General features: G+C 33.6%; 20 protein-coding genes. 7 read left to right on the forward strand and 13 right to left on the reverse strand.

Going from position 1 to position 24,629, the window contains the following annotated elements; translation table 11 throughout:
* Positions 1-249: 249 nt before the first annotated feature.
* From FCN74_RS11625 to FCN74_RS11640, 4 genes are all read left to right on the forward strand, one after another.
* On the forward strand, positions 250-936 hold the full coding sequence (locus FCN74_RS11625) for a phosphoadenylyl-sulfate reductase (RefSeq protein WP_138932781.1): 687 nt from the start codon (positions 250-252) through the stop codon (positions 934-936).
* 18 nt (positions 937-954) lie between these two features.
* Entirely contained in the window at positions 955-2,397 is a 1,443-nt protein-coding gene (gene asnS, locus FCN74_RS11630; protein ID WP_138932782.1) for an asparagine--tRNA ligase, read from the forward strand.
* A 205-nt stretch (positions 2,398-2,602) separates the two neighbouring features.
* A complete protein-coding gene (gene rpoN, locus FCN74_RS11635; RefSeq protein WP_138932783.1) occupies positions 2,603-4,048 on the forward strand; it encodes an RNA polymerase factor sigma-54 in 1,446 nt (481 codons plus the stop codon).
* 92 nt (positions 4,049-4,140) lie between these two features.
* Positions 4,141-4,656, forward strand: coding sequence for a hypothetical protein (locus FCN74_RS11640; protein ID WP_138932784.1), 516 nt, complete (start codon positions 4,141-4,143; stop codon positions 4,654-4,656).
* A gap of 29 nt (positions 4,657-4,685) precedes the next feature.
* On the opposite strand, the gene FCN74_RS11645 is transcribed toward FCN74_RS11640, so the two are convergent.
* The 9 genes from FCN74_RS11645 to FCN74_RS11685 all read right to left on the reverse strand — a co-directional run bounded on the left by FCN74_RS11645 (position 4,686) and on the right by FCN74_RS11685 (position 13,543).
* Entirely contained in the window at positions 4,686-5,387 is a 702-nt protein-coding gene (locus FCN74_RS11645) for a porin family protein (RefSeq protein ID WP_138932785.1), read from the reverse strand.
* Positions 5,388-5,463: 76 nt separating this feature from the next.
* Positions 5,464-5,946: an ExbD/TolR family protein gene (locus tag FCN74_RS11650; RefSeq protein ID WP_138932786.1), complete on the reverse strand. Its 483-nt coding sequence runs from the start codon at positions 5,944-5,946 to the stop codon at positions 5,464-5,466.
* A gap of 20 nt (positions 5,947-5,966) precedes the next feature.
* Entirely contained in the window at positions 5,967-6,581 is a 615-nt protein-coding gene (locus tag FCN74_RS11655) for an ExbD/TolR family protein (RefSeq protein WP_138932787.1), read from the reverse strand.
* 2 nt (positions 6,582-6,583) lie between these two features.
* Positions 6,584-7,027 carry a hypothetical protein gene (locus FCN74_RS11660; protein ID WP_246062627.1) on the reverse strand — a complete coding sequence of 148 codons (444 nt, stop codon included), beginning with the start codon at positions 7,025-7,027 and terminating at the stop codon, positions 6,584-6,586.
* 3 nt (positions 7,028-7,030) lie between these two features.
* Entirely contained in the window at positions 7,031-7,921 is an 891-nt protein-coding gene (locus FCN74_RS11665; RefSeq protein ID WP_394348029.1) for a MotA/TolQ/ExbB proton channel family protein, read from the reverse strand.
* 202 nt (positions 7,922-8,123) lie between these two features.
* Positions 8,124-10,898, reverse strand: coding sequence for a glycoside hydrolase family 65 protein (locus FCN74_RS11670; RefSeq protein ID WP_138932788.1), 2,775 nt, complete (start codon positions 10,896-10,898; stop codon positions 8,124-8,126).
* Positions 10,895-12,100, reverse strand: coding sequence for a Cof-type HAD-IIB family hydrolase (locus tag FCN74_RS11675; RefSeq protein WP_138932789.1), 1,206 nt, complete (start codon positions 12,098-12,100; stop codon positions 10,895-10,897). Before FCN74_RS11675 ends, FCN74_RS11670 begins: the two co-directional genes overlap by 4 nt.
* Positions 12,101-12,201: 101 nt before the next feature.
* Entirely contained in the window at positions 12,202-13,320 is a 1,119-nt protein-coding gene (locus tag FCN74_RS11680) for an NAD(P)/FAD-dependent oxidoreductase (RefSeq protein WP_138932790.1), read from the reverse strand.
* 16 nt (positions 13,321-13,336) lie between these two features.
* Entirely contained in the window at positions 13,337-13,543 is a 207-nt protein-coding gene (locus tag FCN74_RS11685; protein WP_138932791.1) for a putative signal transducing protein, read from the reverse strand.
* Between the two features lie 114 nt (positions 13,544-13,657).
* Between FCN74_RS11685 and FCN74_RS11690 the strand changes: the two genes are divergently transcribed.
* From FCN74_RS11690 to folP, 3 genes are all read left to right on the forward strand, one after another.
* Positions 13,658-16,171 carry a M14 family metallopeptidase gene (locus FCN74_RS11690; RefSeq protein ID WP_138932792.1) on the forward strand — a complete coding sequence of 838 codons (2,514 nt, stop codon included), beginning with the start codon at positions 13,658-13,660 and terminating at the stop codon, positions 16,169-16,171.
* A 79-nt stretch (positions 16,172-16,250) separates the two neighbouring features.
* A complete protein-coding gene (locus tag FCN74_RS11695; RefSeq protein ID WP_138932793.1) occupies positions 16,251-16,853 on the forward strand; it encodes an MCP four helix bundle domain-containing protein in 603 nt (200 codons plus the stop codon).
* Between the two features lie 68 nt (positions 16,854-16,921).
* The gene (folP, locus tag FCN74_RS11700) at positions 16,922-17,743 is read left to right on the forward strand and encodes a dihydropteroate synthase (protein ID WP_138932794.1); all 822 of its coding nucleotides are present in this window, start codon (positions 16,922-16,924) and stop codon (positions 17,741-17,743) included.
* A 55-nt stretch (positions 17,744-17,798) separates the two neighbouring features.
* Here the strand turns inward: folP and FCN74_RS11705 are convergent, their stop codons facing one another.
* The 4 genes from FCN74_RS11705 to FCN74_RS11720 form a co-directional block, all read right to left on the reverse strand.
* Positions 17,799-20,288 carry a zinc-dependent metalloprotease gene (locus FCN74_RS11705; RefSeq protein WP_138932795.1) on the reverse strand — a complete coding sequence of 830 codons (2,490 nt, stop codon included), beginning with the start codon at positions 20,286-20,288 and terminating at the stop codon, positions 17,799-17,801.
* Between the two features lie 143 nt (positions 20,289-20,431).
* Entirely contained in the window at positions 20,432-21,010 is a 579-nt protein-coding gene (locus FCN74_RS11710) for a DUF3332 domain-containing protein (RefSeq protein ID WP_138932796.1), read from the reverse strand.
* A gap of 34 nt (positions 21,011-21,044) precedes the next feature.
* A complete protein-coding gene (locus FCN74_RS11715; protein ID WP_138932797.1) occupies positions 21,045-22,859 on the reverse strand; it encodes a M1 family metallopeptidase in 1,815 nt (604 codons plus the stop codon).
* Positions 22,860-22,943: 84 nt separating this feature from the next.
* A complete protein-coding gene (locus tag FCN74_RS11720; protein ID WP_138932798.1) occupies positions 22,944-24,629 on the reverse strand; it encodes a S8 family peptidase in 1,686 nt (561 codons plus the stop codon).

The following is a 24,629-nucleotide window of genomic DNA, read 5'->3' on the forward strand; positions in this document are numbered from 1 at the left end:
GACATGTCAATTCAATATGTCAATGTACGTTTTAATTAATTTTAATTTTCGCCCGAAAGCGGGTGCAAATGTAAAACCTTTTTTCCTTTCTACAAACACTTTTTTTTAAAAAAATATTGTTTTTTTTATGTTTTTAATTTAAGAATTATAATAGTTTGGTTTTAAGCCTTTTGAAAAAAATAAAACACAAAAAAAATTTACTTGATTAAATATATTTGTAGTCTGTAATAAAAATTTAATTTTGTCAATATGATTGCTACAAATATTCATACTTATAAAAAACAAATTGACAGCTTAAACGAAAAATATATCCAATTAAGTTTAAGTCAGAGAATACAAGAAATTTACAAAGATTTTTCTGTCGATGAAATGTTGATCACTTCTTCATTTGCAGCTAATTCACCATTCCTTTTACACCTTTTTAGCCAGAACGCACCAGTTAAGCCAAAAGTTTATTTTATAGATACGTTTTATCATTTTGAAGAAACGCTTAATTATAAGAAAGAGCTATCTAAAAAATACAATTTAGAGGTATACAATATCATACCAGATTATGAAGAACATCTCAAAACAAGGGATGAAAAAATGTGGCAAAAAAACCCAGATTATTGTTGCCACGTAAATAAGGTCAAACCTATAGAGCAAATAAAAAAGCATTTTAATGTTTGGGCTTCAGGATTGATGAGGTCTCAAAATAGTCATCGTAAAAATCTTAAAGTATTTGAATACAAAGGTGATATCATCAGGTTTTATCCTATTATAGATGTTGATATTGAAGAAAGAAATGAGTACATAAAAAAACATAAGCTCGATACAAACCCTCTAGTATTTAAAGGTTACAACTCTATTGGATGTAAACATTGTACAAAAAAAGGTGCAGATAGGGAAGGAAGATGGGTTGGTCTTGCTAAAACTGAATGTGGTTTACACATATAATATAAAGGATATAAAATAATGGAGAAAACAAGTATCAAACATATTTTAAGTCAAGGGAAAATTTCTGAAGACTATGAAATTAACGCCTGGGTAAAATCATTCAGAAACAATATGTTTTTAGCTATGAATGATGGATCCTGCTTAAATAATCTTCAGTGTGTTTTACCTACAGAAAAATATAATGAAGAGTTTATAAAAACTATCAATATAGGTTGTGCCTTAAATATTCAAGGAACCTTGAAGGAAAGTCAAGGCAAGGGTCAAAGAGTAGAAGTTGACATCAAAACCATTAAAATATTAGGAAAAGCAGATAGCGAAGAGGTAAGAAAAACAATTTTATCACCTAAAAAACACAGCTTAGAAAAATTAAGAGAACAAGCTCATTTAAGAGTAAGGACTAATACCTTTGGTGCTGTTATGCGTTTAAGGTCCAAATTGTCTTTTGCAGTACATCAATATTTTCAAACTGAAAGCTTTCAGTATGTAACGACACCAATTATTACAAACTCAGATGCAGAGGGTGCTGGAGAAACTTTTAGAGTGACAAATTTTGATTTGAAGGCGATTCCAAAAACCGATAAAAACGAGGTCAATTTTAAGCAAGATTTCTTTGGTAAACCCGCTAATCTTACTGTAAGTGGTCAGCTAGAAGCTGAAACCTATGCATTAGGCTTAGGAAAAGTTTATACATTTGGACCTACTTTTAGAGCAGAAAATTCCAATACCACACGACACCTTTCTGAATTCTGGATGATAGAACCTGAGGTCGCATTTTGTAACCTTGAAGGTAACATGGACCTTGCAGAGGATTTTATCAAGTATGTTATTGATTATGTACTTGAGCATTGTAAAGAAGATTTAGAATTTCTGGAACAACGCTTAATTAAAGAAGAGTCTACTCTACCTAAACAACAACGTAGTGAGATGTCACTAATTGAAAAACTTGAGTTTGTAACAAGCAATAACTTTAAACGTGTGAGTTATACTGAAGCTATTGAAATTTTAAAGCGATGTAAACCCAACAAGAAGAAGAAATTTAATTTTATTATAGAGGAGTGGGGTGCTGATTTACAAAGTGAACACGAGCGATTTTTAGTAGAGAAACACTTTAAATGTCCTGTGATTTTATACGATTATCCAGCTAATATAAAAGCTTTTTATATGCGATTAAATGAAGATAACAAAACGGTAAGAGCTATGGATGTTTTGTTTCCGGGAATTGGAGAAATTGTTGGCGGTTCTCAAAGAGAAGAAAGACTTGAGGTTTTAGTCGATAAAATGAAAACACTTAAAAGAGATGAAAAAGAATTATGGTGGTATATCGATACGAGACGTTTTGGTACTTGTGAACACAGTGGGTTTGGCTTAGGCTTCGAGCGTTTAGTGCAATTTGTTACAGGCATGTCAAACATCAGAGATGTCATACCTTACCCTCGAACACCGAAAAATTTAGATTTTTAAATTTCATAAAAACTTTATTACTACTCACTTTTTGGTATAATCACCCAATAAATAAAGTATATATAATTCCAGTAATTTAGAGTAATAATAATAATAATATCGATTCAGTCTCAACAAACTAATCCTAACCTTATTATTTTTGAAAAGCTTTATAAATTGAGTAATTAATAAGCTTTTTTGTATTTTTATAGTAAACAATCTTCAAATGTTAAAGCAGCAACTCAGTCAAAAGTTATCTCAAAAGTTGTCTCCTCAACAGATACAACTGATGAAATTAATTCAGTTACCTACAGTCGCATTTGAACAAAAGATCAAACAAGAACTTGAAGAGAATCCTGCACTTGAAAGTGGCAAAGAGCAAGATGATGAATATGAAGATGTAGATAATACTCAAGATGATGAGCATGATATCATAGATACAGATTTTGATGTTGATGAATATTTGAGTGATGATGAAGTTCCAAATTACAAAACTTACTCAAACAACTACAGCCCTGATGACGATGACAATAAAGTACCTTATGCTGCTGGAAAAACTTTTTTTGATCATTTAAAGTCTCAAATTCACACATTTAGGCTTGATGACGAGGAAGAGCAAATTGCAGATTTTTTGATTGGCAGTATAGATCATGCAGGATATATTAGAAGAAGTATTGAAGATATTATTGATGATTTGGCCTTTACACAGAGTCTTTATGTCACAAAAGAAAAGGTACAGAAAGTTTTAAATATTGTTCAAAGGTTAGACCCGGTTGGTGTTGGGGCTAGTGATTTAAAAGAATGCCTTATAATTCAGCTTAAAAGAAAACCAGAGAGTAAAGATGTTAGCATTGCACATAATATTTTAAAAAATGCCTTTGACATGTTTTCTAAAAAACATTACACAAAGCTTAAACAGAAATTTAAACTATCTGATGAAGAATTAAAGTCTGCTATAGAACAAATCGAACATCTTAATCCTAAACCTGGAGCTTCATATTCATCCAGGTCTAAACCCGTTGACCAGGTTACACCAGATTTTACAATTAAAATTAAAAATGATGAACTTGAGTTGACACTAAATTCTAGAAATGTTCCTCATATGCATATTTCAAAAGATTACAACAATATGCTTAAGAGCTATAAGGAGAATGCCCTTAAAACTAAAGACCAAAAAAAAGCGCTGCTATTTATCAAACAGAAATTGGATTCAGCAAAATGGTTTATCGATGCCATCAAACAACGCCAAAACACTTTACTGTCAACCATGAATTGTATTATGGATATTCAGAGGGAATATTTTTTGACTGGTGATGAAAAAAATCTTAAGCCTATGATTCTCAAAGATGTGGCTGAAAAAATTGATATGGACATTAGCACAGTTTCAAGAGTTGCTAATAGTAAATATGTTGACACACCTTATGGCATAATGCTAATTAAAGACTTTTTCTCAGAATCAATGAAAAATGATGAAGGTGATGATGTCTCTACCCGAGAGATAAAAAATATTTTACAAAACATTATTGATAATGAAGATAAAAAGAAGCCTTATACAGACTCTAAGCTGGTAGAGGCATTAAAAAAGAAAGGTTATCCTATTGCTCGGCGAACAGTAGCTAAGTACAGAGAAGTATTGGATATCCCTGTGGCAAGACTTAGAAAAGAATTATAATGAAAACCTTTCTTAATTTAGGGTCTTACCTATTTCACCCCTTGTGGTTGTCAACTTATGCCGTGTGCTTTTATTTTTATCATGTCAATTTTATGTTTACTTATGAAAGCATATTAGCTAAAATATTGGCTGTTGTGTTACTTACAGTTTTTATCCCTATTTTCTTTTTAATTCTATTAAAACCATTAAAAATTATTAATAGTTTTCATTTAAAAACAGTAAAGCAGAGACGGTTACCGCTTTTGTTTTTTACTACCATCAGTGCTGTTATTATAAACTATATTTTTAATCCTATACATTATAAAATTCCTTTTTATTTTTTCTCAGCAGTATTTTTTTGTGGTTTGGTTTGTGTGATTTTATCTTTTCTCAACTACAAAATCAGCCTCCATGCCACGGCTATATCAAGTTTTGCCTGTTTTGTTATTTGCTTTAGTCTTTATTATCAAATAAGTAACTTATGGCTAGTGAGTTTAGTCGTGTTTGCCATAGGTTGGGTAATAAGTTCAAGATTGTTAATGCAAGCGCATAAATTACACGAGCTGATGACAGGGTTATCATTAGGTGTTGTATCTCAGTTAATTTTTTTACAATTCTGGTATATTTAATTAATATGTTGGACTCTAAGTTTTTTAATTTAAAGAATATAAAACACCACTCCTGCTTTGATAATATTGAGGTTTAAATTTTCCCGTGAGTCTAATAATTTAGCCTCAAAAAGAGAATTTAAGCTATATCTAAAGAAAAAATTGATTTTACTTTTACCAAACGAAAAGTAATAATCAAAAGTAGTTCTATCAAGTTCATCTAAATCTGTTTGATTGACCTTGTTCCCCTGTTGTTCAAAAACAGATTTGAAATAATACATGTAACCCAGATTTATACCAGTATATATTCTCCAAAAAGCTTTATCATCACCTATTGAAGATGTACGCCATCTAAATTGAATTGGGATTTCTACAACATGGGTAGAAAATCTATTGGTATCAAAATCTATGCCTCCATCTATCACCTCAAAAATACTTTGACCGGAATTGCTTTCTCCGATAAATAAATTCTGAGAATAAGTATCTATAGACAATCCTATTCCTATACCTAATGCTAAATTTCTTCTTTGATTTAAAGGCATATCTCTAATATATCCAAAGTGAACACCTCCAGAAAAACCAGATTGAGACATATCATTGGGCTTATTGACTAGAAAATTTATCCCTAGACCAATATAAAATTGATCTTCACGATATAAGCTATCTGCTTCGGAAAAATGCTTATCAATTAAGTTTTGACTTATTGAAATAAAGCATACAAAAAGAGTTAAGCATGTGAAAAGTGATTTCATCAAAACAAATATACGTGTAATCAAAAAAAGCACCTAAATTTAGGTGCTTTTCTGAAAATTTATAAAATTTAATCGACTACTCTAGATTTTTTAGAGCTGCACCTTTCTTAGTAATGTAAGTTATCTTAAGTGCTTCGGCTTCTCTTAGCTCTGTTTTAATATCTGAGACTAGTCCCATATTAGTTTCTTTATCAACTTTAAGACCAGCTATTAACGCCTGTTTGAGCTCCTCACGCGTGTCTTGTCTTTCTTCAAAAACAAATTGTTTTATATCTTTTAAACTTGCATACTTGTCATTGAGTTGAACACGTGCTTCTGTTCCAGCTACAGATTGATAACGATCAGAAGGTTCTCCAGCATAAATATACATGATCAAGTCCTTTTTTTCGAGTTTTTCAACTTGGTCTGCATAAGGCAATCTGTTTTTGACTTTTATTGAAGTATCTCTCATTACAGTAACTACCATAAAGAAAAACAAAAGCATAAAGACAATATCAGGCAATGATGCTGTGGATATCGCTGGTATATCACCACTTTTCTTCTTTTTAAATTTAGACATATTCTATATCTTTAATAAAGTTATCTTGATGTACGTTTAGGCTCTGCTTCTGAAAGCTTTTGTGGATACATATCTTTAATCTGTTGAATTCTTTCTTTCAACTTATCTTTGTCTCCTGTATAGCTTTCACTTTTGAATGCCTCTTCCATTTCTTGAAAGGTCACGCCAAATAGACGTTTTGCTTCTCTATCTCTTAATTCATTGTAAGCTGCAACCAATTCGTTTTGAACTGCGATATAATCTGAATATTTAGTCAACCTGTTATTCTGAAGTGATATAACCGCCTTGACTGGATTATCTGAAGATGATGGATCTTTAGCACCTTTACAATAATTACAAGCCTCGTCACCTTTTCCTCCACCATTATCTAAAAATTGTATGGCGGCTTGTTTAAGGTTTTTGAGGTCCATAGGCTCGTCTTCTACTAACAAATTACCATTTGAGTTAATCAAAACAATGAAAATGTTACGCTCTTTAAGCGGTGGTGGATCTTGCTCATCTTGGATAGGTGGCAGCTTTCTATTAATTCCACTATCTGTTTCAATAGTTGTAGTTACTAAGAAAAAGATAAGTAGTAAGAATGCTATGTCTGCCATAGATCCTGCATTGACTTCGGGTGCGCTTCTTCTCGCCATAATTATGAGGTTATTGCTTTTTTAACTGTTGAAACAAACATTGAAACTATCGCAGCTAAAGCTAGTATATAAAAGGTATAAAGCCCTGTACCTATCCATAACGCGCCACTTTCTGAAAGTGTTTCTGTATCACTTGTTGAAAATCCAGTACCAAAATCTCCAGCAAATCCAAAATAGGAAATTAGGACAACTAGCGCAAACAATCCAACAGAAATCAGTGTCTTTTTAATATTACCTCTGAAAATGCCTACAAACGTAAATATTAAGACTAATAAAACAGTAATTCCTAAAATAATGTAAGCAAGGTAAAGATCTGGACTTATCAAACTAGTTTGTAAACTGGCTTGTTCTTTAATCGCATCATCGGATTCTATCATGATTCTTACGAAAAAAATAGCTGCAAGAATTCCGATAACTATTTTGAAAATATTTAAAATTCTTGTCATTATTTATTTTTTATTATTGTGAGCAACTAAAATATCAACTAAAGTTATTGAAGCATCTTCCATATCATTGACAATGCTATCTATTTTAGCTACAATATAGTTGTAAAATACTTGAAGTATAATTGCAACAATTAAACCAAATACCGTTGTTAAAAGTGCTACTTTAATACCACCTGCAACAAGTGAAGGTTGCATATCACCGGCAGCTTCAATTTTATCAAATGCCTTAATCATCCCTATTACAGTACCCATGAAACCAAGCATTGGGGCTAGTGCAATAAATAATGAGACCCAAGAGACGTTTTTCTCTAACTGACCCATTTGAACACCTCCATAGGCAACAATAGATTTTTCTGCAACATCAATACCTTCGTTAACTCGATCTAAACCTTGGTAATATATAGAAGCTACTGGACCTGTTGTATTTCTGCAAACTTCCTTAGCCGCATCTACTCCACCACTTTCTAAAGCATCTTCAACTTTTTGTGCTAATTTTTTTGAGTTGGTTGTTGAGGCATTGAGGAAAATAATTCTCTCAATTGCGATGGCAAGACCAAGAATTAAACATAACAATACAATTCCCATAAAAGTTGGTCCACCTTCGATAAAACGTTTTTTAAGTTCTTGGTGAAAACCAAGGTCTTCTTCTGCTGCGGCTTCAGGTTCAGCTTCCTCTTCCTCCATTTCTTGAGCCATAGACTCTTCCTCAACTGCAGGCTCTTCTTCAACTACAGCAGTAGTGTCTTGCTCTGTAGCTGCATCTTCAGCTTGAGCGTCTTCTTGAAAAAATGCAGGCAAATTGTCATAACTTAAGTTTGAAGCATTTGTTTGAGTTGCGTAAATACCAAAAACCATAAAAAAGAGTATGGTTAAAGTTGAAAATAATCTTTTCATTGTTGTTTGTCTTAGAGTTAATATTTGATTTTATAAATTTTGGATAAATATAGAAAAAATATATATCCCACAAAAAAAAATTAAAAAGCCTCACCTGTTATCAAAAAACTTACTTGTTAAATAACCTCTATTTTTTATGTCTTTATACTAGACCATAAAATCGAATGCAAGCATTATGTTTATTAACTTTATTTTTGTTTTATTATACTAATACTAATGAAAATATGATTTGATTTGAATCTAAAAAATCTGACACTTTATCTTTATAACGGACCTTCATATTATGTCTTGAATCTGCCTTTATCTTTATCTTGTTATCTGTAATTTCAAACCTGTAGTTGATATTCTGAAATTTTATTTTTAATGACAAATTCTTCCAATGTTTAGGCTTATTTGGGTTTAATTTAATTGTATTTCCCATTTTGATGCCGGCAAAGCAATTGTATATGAGATTAATGTTGCCCGCCATCACACCGCAGTGTATACCTTCTTCTGTAGTTCCACCTTGTATATCGTCAAAATCACTATTCAGGGCGTAGTGAAACCATTTACATAGATCATCATCACGGTTAGGAATTTCATCTAGTAAATAAGCATGTACAACATAGCTCAAAGTACTACCATGACTTGTCCTTTTAATGTAGTAATCAAAATTATTGATCAAAAATTGTTCTGGATTTTCCACATCATAGCCCAACTGATTTAATAGTGAAACGAGTTCTTCAGATTCTAAGAGATAAAATAACATCAACGTGTCTGCTTGTTTGGCAACTTTGTAATGGTCTGGTGAATCGTTTTCAGATTTTAAAATGCGATCCATACGTCCTACATCGTCATATTTTTCTTTATAAAGCTGCCAATCTATCTCTTTAAGATCAAAATAGCCGTCAAATTGTTCAATGATATTATCTTTTATGCTTACAAATAGCTTGTTTTTGATATCATTCCAGTTGTGAGTATCTTCTTTAGAGCTAAAGTTTATTTTTTCTTTTACATCGGTACTTATTTTTGGTAGAAACTGAACGGCTTTGCTAAATAGCCAGGACACCATAATATTTGTATAAGCATTATCATCTATACCGCCATCGGTTACAGGGTTTTCTGGATATTTTTCATGAAATTCATCTGGTCCCATAACACGGTAGATATGATATCTATTATCTGATTGGTTGTATCTGACTTTAGACGCCCAATATCTTAATATTTCTAGAAGCATTTCTCCACCTTCATGAGATAAGAAGTCATCGTCTTGAGTGTGTTTATAATAGTTTATGATATTAAAGGCTACAGAAATACTGACATGTCTTTGCTTTCTACTCAAATCTGGATCCCATTCTTTTGACATAGGATTGTAATGGATTTCTTGTGTCTCTTCTTCACCGGTGTCGGCAATTTGCCATGGAATTAAAGCACCTTCCTTGTTGTTTTTTTTGGCATGTCTTCTTGCAGCATCTAAGCGTCTATACCGATACATCATTATAGATTTGGCAACCTCAGGATAGTTTTTAAAATAAAATGGCAGTATGAACAATTCGTCCCAAAAAATATGCCCTCTATAGGCTTCGCCGTGAAGGCCTCGGGCTGTTATACCGGCATCGATTTTTGTGTTGTTTGGTGATGCTGAACATATCAGATGGTAAAGTTGCATTCGAACGAGTTCTTGTGCATAACGATCGCCCGATATTTTAATATCAATATTATTCCAGATTTTAGACCATGCAGCTTTAGATTTTTTGAGACTTGTGTCGTAACTAACAAATTTCTTTTGACCATGAAATTGATTCCTGGACGTTTCTATATAAATTGTTCGTTCCAGTTCAAACCCCTGTTTTTTTTCCAGAGTTTTTTTAAATAAGAGCTTTGCAGTATTGTCTGCCAATACCGGTTCTGAATGTTTAGCTAGTTGATTGTTGTGATAAACACATAAATTTATTTCAACATTTGAAGCTGTCGTCTCTGCTTTCAGGTTTATGTAGTTTTTATCAGCAAGGGTTTGTTTTACATCAAAATGATGGCCGTTTAGTTTTCGATAACGCGGTACCCCATAATTTATAATATCTCCATCTATAGAAGAAGACAATTTGAGCTCTCCTTCAAAATTTAAGGGTACAATTTTAATGTTATGACCTAAAATGTGCATGTTGTGCATACCCGCAAATTGCTGACATGTATAGTGAACTTGTCGGCCATCTTGGTGTTCGAGAGTCATCTTACGTGTGGCCTCTCCAGTTTTCATATTTAACCGATGTTCGCAGTTTATCAATTTTAGGTTTTTTGAATGCCAATTCTCTGAATCGTCATCAAATTTAAATTCAATCAAGAAAGCATTAGGGATGTTGACAAAGTCATTATTGAATATTTCACGATCTGCAATTTTTGTAGGAACTTTATTAAATAAACCCGCTACATAGGTGCCCGGATAATGCGTGTCGTTATCGGCTTTTATAAAACTGATGGCATTGCGATGCCCGACAAAACCATTTCCTACTGTGGTGAGTGTTTCTCTTAACTTTTCCTCTTCTTTGTCAAAGTGTTTATAAACTAAGCACCATTTTTCATATTCTAAGTGATTCTCAATCCAATTGTAAATGTCTTTTAATTTAACTTTGCTGATATGGTCTAAAACATCATCTGCATAATTATGATAAAAATCTTTTGGGTTATCGCCTATACCAAGGCAATGGGCAACACCTAACTTCCTGAAGTATTTTATGTTTTTGGGATCGTCGCTTATAAAGGCGGCTTCTTCAGGTGAAATATTATTTTGCTCAAATAATGTATGGGATGTGTCGCTTTGATTATTATACCTTAAAGCTTTTATTTTATCATTTGTTTTATATTCTTCAAAAAATATCAAGTCCATTTCACTTAAAAAGAAATAAACCTTAAAGTTTTCTTTTGAAATTGATTTGATCAATTTTTCAAAATTCGATTTATCAATTGTATTTAAAATAAATACGAAGTGTTTTATATTCATGTGTTTTTATTTTTTGAATATTGGTATAAAATTGACACTAATGCATCCGGGCTTGATACTATCAAGGCATCTTCACATTTTTCGTACACTTTTTGCTTTAAGTCATCGTCATTTGTCACAAAAATGCATGTCAATATAGCTTCCATTTCTTTTGCTGCATCAAGCATTGGCAAATCTGATGTGGTGTCACCACATATAAGCACAGGTTGGTTTTTAAAATTATATTGTAAAGTATTTGCAATAAAACTTACGCCATGGCCCTTATTAAAATCTACTTTTTGACTGTCTTTTTCTTGAACAGTAAGCATGATCTCAAGGTCCTTGCCTGTATCTTCAAGTTTAAAATTTTCTTCTTCCGGATCTAAAGATTTTAGGATTTCATTGATTTTATCCTTTAGGTCTAAAGACTCATGTTGTGGAATAGAACCATTTTTATCTTGCCTTGCAAGTGTAGTTTGGCCAAATTTATACTGTAATCCAGATCCAATATATTTAAATGAGGAATATTTGGGCTTTTTAAGAAGATCTTCTATAGCTGAGTTGAGTTCATCTAATTGCTGTTGCTGTTGTTTTTCAATTGGATAATTAAAAGTTTTATTTTTAGTATCGACCAGCTCTCGTCCTTTAGATCCAGCCAAAGCATATTCGCCTTGAGGTTGAACAGAAATATCCAATAAGCCCAGATGATGAAGTGGCGCTGAAGTTAAAATCACACTTTCATCTTTAACACACTTGGAAAAACTTGACAAATACATCGCATTGTAGATAGATTGTACAGAGCTTTGATACCGCCCACAATAATTGGAAACTGTGCCATCTCGGTCTGAGATAAAGTAGCTAAACGTTTTTTCCTTAAGAAATTTGAGTCCAGCTTTGAGGTCATTATCAAAATTCAGATTGAACTCGCTTAAATGTTTGACTAACGCCTGTTGACCTTGCTTTAAGTAGATACGGTCTTTTTTTAAATCTCCCAACTCATAATATAATTCTAGAGAAATAAGTTTTTCATCATGGGTTTTCAATTGATATAAATCCTTTTTTTGGGGTATATTTTTAAGTTGGTTTTCAATTTTATCTAGCTGGACTAGATATTCACTATCAATACCTTTTGATGGTGATTTTAATGTATTTACAATAGAAGCTCTAGTTTCTCGAAGTAGTCGCATTTGAGCGTAAAAATCAGCTAAATACTCTAATTTCATTTTATAGCATTTTTTGATTTTTACTAATGTAGCAAAAAACAATGACTTTATTAGGCCTCCAAGTTTATTCTAGTATTATCATTTATTTGACCGAAATCTGATCAACTTTTTAAAATATTTGCAAGATTTTTACCCATTTGGCTACCAATAGCAACACCCATACCACCAAGCCTAACTGCACAAAACACAAGAGGAGAAACTTTTTTTAATATTGGCTTTTTCTGATTGCCAACACCCAGAATACCACTCCATTGGTGTTCAATTTCAAAACTTTGATCTGGTAAAATTACAGTAGATAAGAGTTCTTGTAGTTTTTTTTGAATGGTTTGGGTTAGTCTAAAATTGTCTATGGTTTCTTTTATTTTGTCCAAATGGCGTCCACCACCTAGTAAAATTCTTTGATCAATGTTTCTAAAGTAATAATAACCCTCATCCAGATGAAATGTCCCTTTAATATTTAGCGCCTTAACAGGTTTAGTAATTAAAACCTGATTTCTGGCAGGTTTAACTTTAAGCTTGAGTAATGAATTGGCAAAACCATTGGTCGCTATAAAAAGCTGTTTTGCTGTAAATTCAAAATTTGAAATTCTTATTTGCACTAAATTACCGTTATCACTAAAGGAGTCTACGTTGAGCCCATTCATGATTGTAATGTCTTGTTTTAATGCTTTACTGATAAGGTTTTTCATCATAGAGCCCGTATCAATTTGACCTTCAAAAGGATTGACTATAATTTCAGAAAGGCAATTCTTAAAACCAAAAGTTTGTTTTTGAATTTTAAAAACCTTGTCTTTAAAAATAGGTTTAAGCCACTTATTGATTTTTTCCATTTGAGATTTACAAGTCTCTAACAAATCTTGATTATGGTTTAAAAATACTTCAAAACCAGCATTTTGTTGATATTTGATTGCTCGATCGCCTAAAGTGTTCCTTAATAATTTTAAGCCTTCGTATCTTTGTTGTACCAGGTCAAAAAGGTCTTCTTCAGAATGCGTTTTTAGGTCAGACAACAATTCACTTAAACTACCAAAGCAAGCAAAACCAGCATTTTTTGTGCTAGCACCTTGAGGCAAAACACCCCTTTCTAATATGAGTATTTTGGCTTTGGGGTGTTGTCTTCTAAGCTCAAGTGCACAATTTACACCTACAATCCCACTGCCTACAATGCAAAAATCAACATTATCAAACCAAATCTTTTTTTCCCAATATGATAAGTTCATTTAAAAACGGTTAATATCAACTTTCAAAATACCCTTCCAGTAATTTTTGCGCTTTATCTTCATCGCTTTCGTTAACGTAAAACTCAATATCACCAAATACAGAGGCATAAGAAGAGTCTGTTTTATCAATGACCTCATGATGTAAATTGTTATTTTTAAAATAATTTTGAAGCCCCATCGATTCTACAGAAGATTTTGTGCTAAAAATTCTAACTTTTGCCATAGTTTTATTTTTAAACTAATATAGTGTTTTTAAATGTTGAACTCAACTTTTAGCATTTTTTTATGTCTCATAATAAACACAATTTTTAATTTTTAGCATTTAAAAACATTTGATATGCCTTATAAAGTTTTTACCCCATTCATATTCTTACTTCTAGCCTTTACATCAACAGCTCAAAATCACAGTCTTGACTATTTTTTACCAAAGGATGTATCTTATAATTCTGAGATACCTAAACCTAGTAAAGTCTTAGGGTTTGTACCAGGCGATTGGCATATCTCTCACGACAAGCTCGTCCAGTACATGTATACACTAGCTGAAGCCTCAGATCGAATACAAATTGAAAATCGCGGCTTTACTTATGAAAAAAGGCCTTTGATATTGCTTACCGTTTCATCTCAAAAAAACCTCGCAAGACTGGATGAGATTAAGCGTAATCGTCAGGTTTTAACTGACAGCCAGCTGAACAAGGCCGATTTTGATAATTTACCTGTAGTCGTTAATCAGGGATTTTCTGTTCACGGCAACGAACCTAGCGGCGCCAATGCTGCTGTTGTTTTAGCCTACTATTTGGCTGCAGCCGAAGGTAAAAGTATTGAAAACCTCTTAAATCAAACCGTAATTTTATTGGATCCAAGTTTTAATCCTGATGGGATTCAACGTTTTGCACATTGGACAAATTCAAACCGTAGTACAAATGTAAACCCAGACCCTAGAGACAGAGAGTTTGATGAAACTTGGCCCGGTGGTCGGACCAATCATTATTGGTTTGACCTTAATCGCGACTGGCTACCCATACAGCTTCCTGAAAGTCAAGCCAGAATTAAGACCTTTTACGAATGGCGACCAAATATTCTCACAGACCATCATGAAATGGGTTCAAATTCAACCTTCTTTTTTCAGCCAGGTATTCCACAACGCACAAATCCTTTAACACCACAGCTCAATCAAGATTTAACTGAAAAGATTGGCAACTTTCATGCTAGCGCTTTAGATAGTATTGGGAGTTTATACTATTCTAAAGAAAGTTTTGATGATTTTTACTATGGTAAAGGTTCAACCTTTCCTGATGTTAATGGAAGCATAGGTATTTTGTTTGAACAAGCGAGTTCCCGTGGTAGTGCGCAAGAAACTGTAAATGGTATTTTGGCGTTTAAGTTTACCATCAAAAATCAGTTTACTACAGCATTATCTACTCTAGAAGCAGCGCAAAATCTAAAAAATGACATTTTAAAACTTCAAGACAAATTTTACCATGACGCCTTAAAAGAAACCTCAAAAGACTACTATGTTTTTGCTAAGGAAACTAATCCTTTTTTAGCCAAAACACTTCACAAAGTTTTATATCAACACCAAATTGAAACCTACCATTTAGCTAATGAAATAGAAATAGAGGGTCAAGAATTCAAGCCTCTACAAAGCGTTGTAGTCCCTTCAAGGCAAGCTCAAGCTAAACTGATTAAAGCCATGTTCAAATCTAGAACATCTTTTAAAGACAGTATATTTTACGATGTTTCTGCTTGGGACTTTAACCATGCTTTTGGTGTTGATTTTGCCAAGACAAAATCTTTAGAATTGGGAGAAAAATATAATACAGTTAAGCCTTTTAAGCCCAAAGGCCTTTCAAAAAGTTCATATGCTTATGCTATACGATGGAGCGACTTTAATGCCCCTCAGTTAGCTTACAAACTGCAAGACAAAGGCTTAAGACTTAAAGTTGCTCAAAAACCTTTTGAGCTCAAAGGCATAAAATTTAGCTACGGTACATTAATCTTACACGTGGCCAATCAAAAGCTTGATGCTGACCAAATTTATAACCTCATCAGCGGTTGGAGTCAAAATCTAGGCGTTGAAGTGAGAGGTCTTTCAACTGGCTTAACTTCTGGTATAAATCTAGGAAGCCCTAACATGAAAGCACTCACACAGCCCAAAATCGCACTGATGGTGGGCGATGGCATTAGGTCGTACGATGCGGGAGAGGTATGGCATTTACTCGACGCTAGGCTTGAAATTCCAGTGACAAAACTCGATACTAAAAATTTTAGATCCCGTAATTTAAGTAAATATTCCCATTTAATTATTCCAAGTTCTTATGGGCGTCTTTTATCTGAATCAGAAATTAAAGAGCTTAAGTCATGGGTAAAACAAGGTGGAACCATAATTGGCTACAGAAATACTTTAAAATGGTTAAACAATTCTGGGTTTATCAATTTAGAATTTAAATCTGATAGCCTAAGCGCCAAAAATATCAATTTTGAAGACCGCTCAAAATTATATGGTTCTAGACAAATTGGTGGTGCTATTTTTGAAGCTAAAATTGATCGGACGCATCCTATTAATTTTGGGTATGATAGAGATAAAATCGCCTTGTTTAGAAATACCGAATTGTTTGTGAAACCGCATCGCTTAAGCTATAAAAACCCTATAAAATACACCGAAAATCCATTGTTAAGTGGTTACATCAATGATAGTAATTTAAAATTGCTTCAAGACAGTGTCCCTTTTCAAACCTCTGGGTTAGGACGCGGTCAAGTCATTGTTTTTACTGACAATACTAATTTTAGAGGGTTTTGGCTCGGAAGTATGAGATTACTTATGAATAGTATTTATTTTTCTAATCTAATGTAGCTCTAATAACTCATAAAGTTACTCACTTAATATCAAGATTTTATTATATTTATTAATTGTATCTTCTAAAATTAAGCATATGAAATTTTATAATAAGATTAAATGGGTACTTGGTATTACAATGATATTTGTATTGGTTATCACAACAAACCTAATCGACCGAAATAACTTTGTAAGGGTAAAAGATTCTGTTGTCAATATTTACGAAGATCGATTAGTCGCAAAAAATTTGATTTACAAAATTTCAAAAGCAATTCATAAAAAAGAATTAGCCATTTTAAAAAATGACACAACTTTTTATCAGGTTGATAATAGAGGGATAAATCAAAACATAAAATCAAATATTGAAAGCTTTGAGCAAACAAAACTCACGCTTGAAGAAGCAGACATTTTTAAAGATTTAAAAAGTGATTTAGAACAACTAAAAGGTGTAGAAAAAAAGTACATCAACCAAAAGTTTAAAAATAATTCAAAAATACTCAACCTCTTAAGCAACATCAATAGCAAACTTGACGATTTAGCAAATATTCAACTCAATGAAGGAAGCCGACAGATGAGTATTTCTAAAAAAGCGATTGAAAACGTTGAGTTATTTACGCAATTAGAAATTTACTTTTTGATTGGCCTTGCTATACTAATCCAGATAATTATTATTTACAGACCCGGTAACTCAAAAAAATAAATTTGACTTTTGAATTCAAGAGTCCAAGAACATGAATCTGCAATTTAAAATTAAATTCTATTAAAACTATGACTATTAATTGTAAAGGGCAGCTCATCGATTTACAAACACCCAAAGTCATGGGTATTCTTAACATTACTCCGGATTCTTTTTACGACGGAGGTTCATACCAAGCTGATAAAGCCATTTTAAATCAAGTAGATAAAATGCTCAGCGAAGGCGCTACGTTTATCGATGTTGGTGCCTATAGTTCAAGGCCTGGAGCAGATGATATCTCTACTGATGAAGAACTCAAACGCTTAATTCCTGTCCTTAAACTATTAAATACAAATTTTAAAGAAAACATTTTAATTTCTGTCGACACGTTTAGAAGCAAAGTTGCAGAAGAAGCCTTGGCACATGGTGTAGCGATGATCAACGATATTTCTGCCGGACAACTAGACGACAACATAATAGATGTTGTTGCTAAAAATCAAGTACCCTACGTCATGATGCATATGAAAGGAAATCCACAAACTATGAAGTCATTGGCAAATTATAAAGATGTTGTCCTTGAAGTAAAATCATATTTCTCAAAAAAAATAAAGCTCCTTCGTGAAAAAGGGATTAATGATATTATCTTAGATCCCGGATTTGGCTTTGCAAAAACTATTGAACACAATTTTGAAATGCTCAATAAATTTGAATTGTTCAAAGCGTTTGATCTACCTCTACTATGTGGTATTTCTAGAAAGTCCATGATTTATAAGACCTTAAACACTAGTGCAGACAAAGCATTAAATGGAACTACGGCTTTAAATAGTCTGGCGCTTTACAAAGGGGCTAACATCTTGAGAGTTCATGATGTCAAAGAAGCCGTAGAATGCGTTAATCTGATAAGTAAAATTTAAAAACAGCCTTGAAAAAATTCAAGGCTGCTCTTTAGGATTAAATTTATAAAAAACTTTATTGATTTGGATTTAAAATATTATCTATGCGTTCTATAGCATCTTCAATGTGGTAACGTGTCATCGTATCGCGAGTTCTTCGCAACCCTCTTTGTAAATCGCCTTTTAAAATTTTAAGTTCACCTCTTACTAAAGGTCTAATATCAGAGTTTTCAACTTCAATACTACTCCTGTTGATATAGCTTCTGTAACGAGATGGTATAGGTGATTGTTCTTCTGTCATTAACTCATGCATACGTGTAATGTAAGAACGCTGTAGATTTCTTCTTGGTCTAGAAATTTCAGAACCATTTTTAAGTTCTTTAAATAAACCTTCTCTTAAATCTTGCATCATTTCTAGAGCAGTATAGGCATCATCATTAAGCTCTTCGTTTTCCATCATTCTGGCAAAACGACCAAAATCAAGCAAATCATCAAGTGTTCTTTCTTGAAGATTACGCAATTGCTCTAAATAGCCGTCAAATTGAATTTTATTAAAAATAACTTCATCCAACATCCATTGAGGCGTTTCAAACAATTGCTCGTGCAAAAACGCCATCGCGCGGACTTGCTTATCTCTTGGGACGTGCTGATAAACCGCTCCAGCTTGGTCATAAGTTTTGTAGTATTCGTATACGCCACCAATATTGGCTGTAACGTGACCCATATAGCGTCTATATTGACCAACCACTTGACCGTATAGATCTTCTAAATCTTCGTAGTTTTTACCTTTTTCTGATGTCCAAATTATAAGATTAGGAACAATACGCTTAAGATTTTCTATACCATATTCGCTGGCTTTCATACTGTCATCGCCAAGGTCTTCAGTTTGTGAACTTGGGTCGATTACGCCGCCAATTTGTTGACTTCCAAATCGGTATTTAGGATCATCTGCTTTTTCTAAGATCCATTGGTCTAAAACAGGTTTTTCATCTTTGCCAGATTTACCAATGATAGGTTTATAACCCCATTTGATGGCATGCTTATCGTATGGACCGACATCAGGCATTAAAGAAACGTCACCATCACCTGGCTGGGCGATATAATTAAATCTCGCATAATCCATAATAGATGGTGCAGTACCATATTTTTTGGTAAATTCTGGATCGCGTAAATCTTCAACTTTATAGGCTACACTACTTCCCATGTTATGAGGCAAACCTAAAGTATGACCAACCTCATGAGCGGACACAAAGCGAATCAACCTGCCCATTATTTCATCTTTAAATTCTACACCACGTGCTTCGGGATTGATGGCTGCAGTTTGCACGAAAAACCAATTGCGCAATAGCGTCATCACATTGTGATACCAATTGATATCCGATTCTAAAATTTCACCAGAACGCGGGTCACTAACATGCGGTCCATTAGCGTTTGGTATTGGAGAAGCTAAATAACGTACCACAGAATACCGTACATCTTCCGGACTCCAATCTGGGTCTTCTTCTTTGGTTGGCGGTTCTTTAGCTATGATAGCATTTTTAAAACCAGCTTCTTCAAAAGCGACTTGCCAGTCTTCAATCCCTTGTTTGATATATTTACGCCATTTTTTGGGTGTAGCTCTGTCTATGTAGTAAACTATAGGCTCTTTAGGTTCTACTAATTCACCGCGCTTAAATTTTTCAACATCTTCATCTTTAACTTCTAGGCGCCAGCGATCTAGATATCTAACTGTTTTTGACTCCTGCACATCCAAACCATAATCCGTTTGGCTAGAAGTAAACCAACCCACACGCTGATCAAAATAACGGCGTTGCATAGGTTCCTCTGGAAGCAGTACCATAGAATTACTAAACATCAATGACATGCTACTTGTACTACTATTTGAAGGCGGATTAGAAGCGTTATAGGTTTTGACGTGTCTTATTTCTATATTTTCTGGATAACTTCTTATGGTATCAATATAAGAACGAGACTTATCTAGTCTTGACACTTTATAATTTCGTCTTCTACTCTGCTGAAGACCTATAGCCTTGACATCTTCTTCAAATAATTTTGTAGCATTAATAACAGTATTATTATGAATAGAGTCTTTTTTATAAGCTTCGACATCAAATCCATATAAGATAGGTTCAAAATTTGAATTTTTTACGGCTTCGTGAACAGGAAGAGAATCGTTAGCATAAACTTCATAAGACACAACTTTCAGGTAAACTTTATCTCCTTTTTTGCTCCATCTCAGCACTTGTTCATTTTGCTTTCCACCGCCAAACCCTAGTCCAGAAGCTGTTTTGGCAATTCTTGTCACCATCAACATTTCTCGATCAAATAAGGTGTCCGGAATTTCAAAATAATAGTCATCTTTAAGTTTATGCACAGCAAATAAACCTTCGTCAGTTTTGGCGTCCTTGGTAATTACTTTATCGTAAGGTTTTATGTCGTCTTTACTTGATTTTTGGTTTTGACTACTTGCAGTTTTGGCATTTTTTAAATTTTTAAATATTCCACAACTCACACTTGACAATGTCATTACACCAATCAAGAGTAATATGATAATTCTACTTTGCATATGATAAATTTTATGAAGTTTACTTATTTATTATAAAGTTTGACTATGAAATTGGTGATAAGTTTAACGATTTGGTAAAACTAATAAAAAAACGGCTTGACTATTCAATCAAACCGTTTAAGCCTTAATATTTCAAAAAATGATTATTGTTGAGCCCAAAGGCTTTTTTGATAAGAATCTATTTTTTGATTTAAAATGGCATTATTATGCGACGGCGTAGCATTGGCGTCTAGCTTGATTTGTTCACCGCTTGGTGTATAAACCACATAGAATCCATCTTTAAAGCTAGCTAATTTGATGAGTTTATCTCCCTTTTTAGCGTTCCAGGTTTGGTTGTCTGGCGTGTAAACCATTTCAACAATTTTACCCTGATCTTCACCTTCTAAAACTTCAAACTTAAATTGGTTTTTTTGAGCGGTCATTTTTACTCTTTGCCCATCTACATTAGCAATTTGAGTTTCTGTTTCGCCCTCAGCCATAGCAATTGGGTTATTGCCAGTCCAAAATTCTAAAGTGTTAAAAATAACAGCATCACCTAAAAAGAAAAGCCCATAGACAGGAATAATATTAAGCCCCCAAAATATAGCATTATTGACAAATTTTGAGTTAGAGACTTGCATATTCCAATCCTTTAAGTTATTAAAAGCAGAGAAAGACCCTAAACAACTTGAAGATAGTAAGGATAATGACAAAGCACTCGCGATAATAAAATTACGTTTCATAATTAAATTTTTTTAGATTATACTTCAAATATAATTATTTTTTTAGAATATTGTTTCCTCTATTAACATCAGCCATTTTTTGGCTTGGATCAATTTCAATGGATTTAATGGAAAATTGTGTAGTTGGAATTTCCAAGTCGTAGGTTGGATAAGCCCAAGCCCAATCATCTAGTGTATTTTCAAAACCTGATTTTTCCAAACGCATGAGACGTAAAGGAATATAAAACATTTCAGTTTCACCTGTATTATAAGTCACTTTGACTTCAATTGGCATTGGTGTCAAACCGATGCGTTCTAAAGTAACAACAGAAGCGTTATCTGCTACTTTTATATCTTTTACTGCATAATCTACTGTGTTTGTGGTCATGGTCCAATCGTTCAAATACCAACTGAGTTCAGCACCAGATACTTTTTCGGCAACTCTAATAAAGTCATTAGGCGTCGGATGTTTAAATTTCCACTCCTCATAATATCGTTTGAGGGTTTGTTTTAGGTTGTTTTCACCAATAATATAAGCGAGTTGATTTAAAAATACTGCACCTTTAGAATATGCTGATATTCCGTAAGCTGCATTGCGTTCATATCGATCGGCATGTGTGGTTTGCGGTTGCTCTATACCAGATTTTGCCAATTGAAAATAACCTTGATAAGCTCCTGCGAGAGGAAAGTCTTTATCTTGATTCATAATTTCATTTTCAGCTAGTGTAGAAATGTAAGTTGTAAAGCCTTCATCCATCCATTCGTGTTGAGCTTCATTGGTCGCTAATACATGTTGAAACCAAGCGTGTGCCATTTCGTGTGCTGTGACACCAAATAAACTTCCAAAAGAGCGTTCACCAGTAATTAAAGTACACATTGCATATTCCATACCACCGTCACCGCCTTGAATGATAGAATATTGATCGTAAGGATAAGGGCCGATGTTTTTATTAAAATAAGTTAGAAGTTCTTCAGTTTTAGGTTGAAGTTTTGCCCAATTCTCTTTAATTTTTTTATCGTTTTGATATAAAAAGTGAAGCGTAGTCCCGTCTGCAGCCACTCGTTTATCATGAATATAGTCTGTGTCTGCAGCCCAAGTAAAATCGTGAACTTGTGGTGCTACAAAATGCCAGGTCAGTGTTTTACCTTTAGGGTTTACTTTTACACCTTCATCTTCGTATCCATAACCAATTTCATTTGGATTTTGAAGATATCCAGATCCACCTAAAATATAATCTTTATCAATAGTGATTTTGACATCAAAATCGCCCCAAACACCGTGAAATTCCCTTGCTATATATGGGTCAGCGTGCCAGCCTTCAAAATCGTACTCGGCCATTTTGGGATACCATTGTGTCATAGAATAAGCGATACCTTCTCTGTTATCTCGACCTGAGCGTCTAATCTGTAAAGGCACTTGCGCATCAAATTTCATATTGAATGTTGTCCTTTGCCCAGGCAAAATTGGTTGATCTAGTTGCACTTCTAAAACTGTACCTTCAACCTTATAATCTAATGCAGTGTCATTTTGTTTTAAGCTCTTAACATTAATGTAGCCTATTTCATCTTCTTTCAATTTTGAAATTCTGTCACCTACGCGACTATCAGGATCTTTTATGGTTCTTGAGCGCACGTCCATTTCACTCCCAGGTTGAAAAGCATTAAAGTACAAGTGGTAGAATACCTTTTGTAGTGTATCTGGTGAATTATTGGTATAAACTAACTCTTGCTGACCTTGGTATTGGTGTGTCTTAACATCCATGTCAATGTCCATGGTATAATCGACATGTTGTTGCCAATACGAATTGGTATTTTGAGCAAAAGTCATGTTTAAAATAAGTAAAAACGTTATTGAAACTAATTTTTTCATATATATAATTTTTTTAAATTTTAAAAAACCCCAATACTTTCATATCAGGGTTTAGAAAATTTTATAAACTGAGGTTAAAAATTATCATTTAGACATTTGACTTGCTAGGATAATGGCATTATATAGATTAACCATATTACCCGTCTCAGAAATTTCTGCAAAGGGTTTAACTTTATCGGAGTCACCACTTAAAATGACTTCAGCATTCGGAGATAAACCGCTATTTAAAATCACATTTTTTACTTGTGCAGCTGAAAGCTTAGGGAACAATGAACGAATCACAGCCGCTACACCAGCGACATTTGGAGATGCCATTGATGTACCTGATAAAAACTCGTATTCGTCATTAGGCACAGTGGCGTAAATCCCTGCACCCGGAGCAAAAACATCTACGCTGCCTTGACCATAATTAGAAAAACTTGCAATCATATTTGAACCATATTCTGAGGTTAAAGCACCGACATTGATAAAATTATCAGCAATTTCATCAATTTGTCCTGGCCATTCATCGTTAGGATAGACTCGATTTTCATCTAGATCTAGACCTTCATTTCCAGCTGCGTTAACTATCAATACATCATTATCTGCAGCATATTTGATAGCGTCGTTTACCCAATCTGGATGTGTAGAGTAGTATTTACCAAAACTCGTATTAATAATTTTTGCGCCATTATCAACGGCATAACGAATGCCAAGAGCTATATCTTTGTCATATTCATCTCCGTCGGGAACTGCTCTAATTGGCATGATAGTCACATTTTCTGCAACACCTTTCATGCCTAATCCATTATTTCTAACAGCTCCAATAATGCCTGCAACGTGCGTGCCGTGTCTAGCATCTTCTTTCTTAGGATCTGGCCCACTCACATCGCCATTACCATAATATTTAGTTGACATATCATCGGGGTCATCTCCCAAGTTTTCTGCCCTAAAGTTTTTATCTAAATTAAAATGTGTATCCATTCTCCCTTTAAAATAATCTATACCACTAGAAATTTGTGTTTTGGCTTCCTCTATATCATCGCCAACATTATTCATTACAAAAAGCATAAATTGTTTACTTTGTTGTAAACTATCAGACTCTGCTTTTAAAGCAGAAACCTCTTCTTTTGTAAAAGTCTCTTTTCCTAAGGCCTTACTTACAGCTGCATAAGACGAATTGAGTTGTTGTAAAATCCCTTGGTAACGAGCAACATTAGCTTGAGCTTGCTGCACTTCTTTATCGTATTCGGCTTTTGCTTTTTGATAAAGCTCAAAATCCTCTTTTTGATCTGCAGGAATTTGGTCGGCAGTTTTACCTTCAAATTTATCTTGGTGGGCTTTTATGATTCTTGTCATTTCGAGATTTTCTCCTACAATATCACCTAAAAAGTTCCAACCATGTACATCATCTACATAACCATTTTTATCATCATCAACACCATTGTCTGCAACTTCGTCTTTATTGATCCAAATCACCGGGCTTAAATCTTCATGCTGGATATCTATCCCGCTATCGAGAACAGCTACAATGACATTTTTGCCTTCATAATCTTTTATTATTTCGTTATAAGCTTTTTCCACACTCATCCCTGGAATAGTATCATTTACGAGGTCTAAATGAGCCCAAGTTTGTTTTTGATCATCTGTAAGTTCAGTGGTCTTTCTAGGTTGTGTGTCTATGTTTGCAATTGGAGTTGAAACAATTTTGGGTCCTGTAGACCCGCAGCTTAACAAAAGCATAGCGCTAATTGTTAAAACTGATACTGAGGTAATGTGTCTAAGCGTCAT

It is taken from the genome of Mesohalobacter halotolerans (assembly GCF_006120725.1).
GTDB lineage: Bacteria > Bacteroidota > Bacteroidia > Flavobacteriales > Flavobacteriaceae > Psychroflexus > Psychroflexus halotolerans.

What these genes read in the sequence shown, in the direction of transcription:
- FCN74_RS11625 (WP_138932781.1), top strand. Translation starts at nt 250, where the DNA reads ATGATTGCTACAAATATTCATACTTATAAAAAACAAATTGACAGCTTA.
- asnS (WP_138932782.1), top strand. Translation starts at nt 955, where the DNA reads ATGGAGAAAACAAGTATCAAACATATTTTAAGTCAAGGGAAAATTTCT.
- rpoN (WP_138932783.1), top strand. Translation starts at nt 2,603, where the DNA reads ATGTTAAAGCAGCAACTCAGTCAAAAGTTATCTCAAAAGTTGTCTCCT.
- FCN74_RS11640 (WP_138932784.1), top strand. Translation starts at nt 4,141, where the DNA reads ATGTTTACTTATGAAAGCATATTAGCTAAAATATTGGCTGTTGTGTTA.
- FCN74_RS11645 (WP_138932785.1), bottom strand. Translation starts at nt 5,387, where the DNA reads ATGAAATCACTTTTCACATGCTTAACTCTTTTTGTATGCTTTATTTCA.
- FCN74_RS11650 (WP_138932786.1), bottom strand. Translation starts at nt 5,946, where the DNA reads ATGTCTAAATTTAAAAAGAAGAAAAGTGGTGATATACCAGCGATATCC.
- FCN74_RS11655 (WP_138932787.1), bottom strand. Translation starts at nt 6,581, where the DNA reads ATGGCGAGAAGAAGCGCACCCGAAGTCAATGCAGGATCTATGGCAGAC.
- FCN74_RS11660 (WP_246062627.1), bottom strand. Translation starts at nt 7,027, where the DNA reads ATGACAAGAATTTTAAATATTTTCAAAATAGTTATCGGAATTCTTGCA.
- FCN74_RS11665 (WP_394348029.1), bottom strand. Translation starts at nt 7,921, where the DNA reads ATGAAAAGATTATTTTCAACTTTAACCATACTCTTTTTTATGGTTTTT.
- FCN74_RS11670 (WP_138932788.1), bottom strand. Translation starts at nt 10,898, where the DNA reads ATGAATATAAAACACTTCGTATTTATTTTAAATACAATTGATAAATCG.
- FCN74_RS11675 (WP_138932789.1), bottom strand. Translation starts at nt 12,100, where the DNA reads ATGAAATTAGAGTATTTAGCTGATTTTTACGCTCAAATGCGACTACTT.
- FCN74_RS11680 (WP_138932790.1), bottom strand. Translation starts at nt 13,320, where the DNA reads ATGAACTTATCATATTGGGAAAAAAAGATTTGGTTTGATAATGTTGAT.
- FCN74_RS11685 (WP_138932791.1), bottom strand. Translation starts at nt 13,543, where the DNA reads ATGGCAAAAGTTAGAATTTTTAGCACAAAATCTTCTGTAGAATCGATG.
- FCN74_RS11690 (WP_138932792.1), top strand. Translation starts at nt 13,658, where the DNA reads ATGCCTTATAAAGTTTTTACCCCATTCATATTCTTACTTCTAGCCTTT.
- FCN74_RS11695 (WP_138932793.1), top strand. Translation starts at nt 16,251, where the DNA reads ATGAAATTTTATAATAAGATTAAATGGGTACTTGGTATTACAATGATA.
- folP (WP_138932794.1), top strand. Translation starts at nt 16,922, where the DNA reads ATGACTATTAATTGTAAAGGGCAGCTCATCGATTTACAAACACCCAAA.
- FCN74_RS11705 (WP_138932795.1), bottom strand. Translation starts at nt 20,288, where the DNA reads ATGCAAAGTAGAATTATCATATTACTCTTGATTGGTGTAATGACATTG.
- FCN74_RS11710 (WP_138932796.1), bottom strand. Translation starts at nt 21,010, where the DNA reads ATGAAACGTAATTTTATTATCGCGAGTGCTTTGTCATTATCCTTACTA.
- FCN74_RS11715 (WP_138932797.1), bottom strand. Translation starts at nt 22,859, where the DNA reads ATGAAAAAATTAGTTTCAATAACGTTTTTACTTATTTTAAACATGACT.
- FCN74_RS11720 (WP_138932798.1), bottom strand. Translation starts at nt 24,629, where the DNA reads ATGACGCTTAGACACATTACCTCAGTATCAGTTTTAACAATTAGCGCT.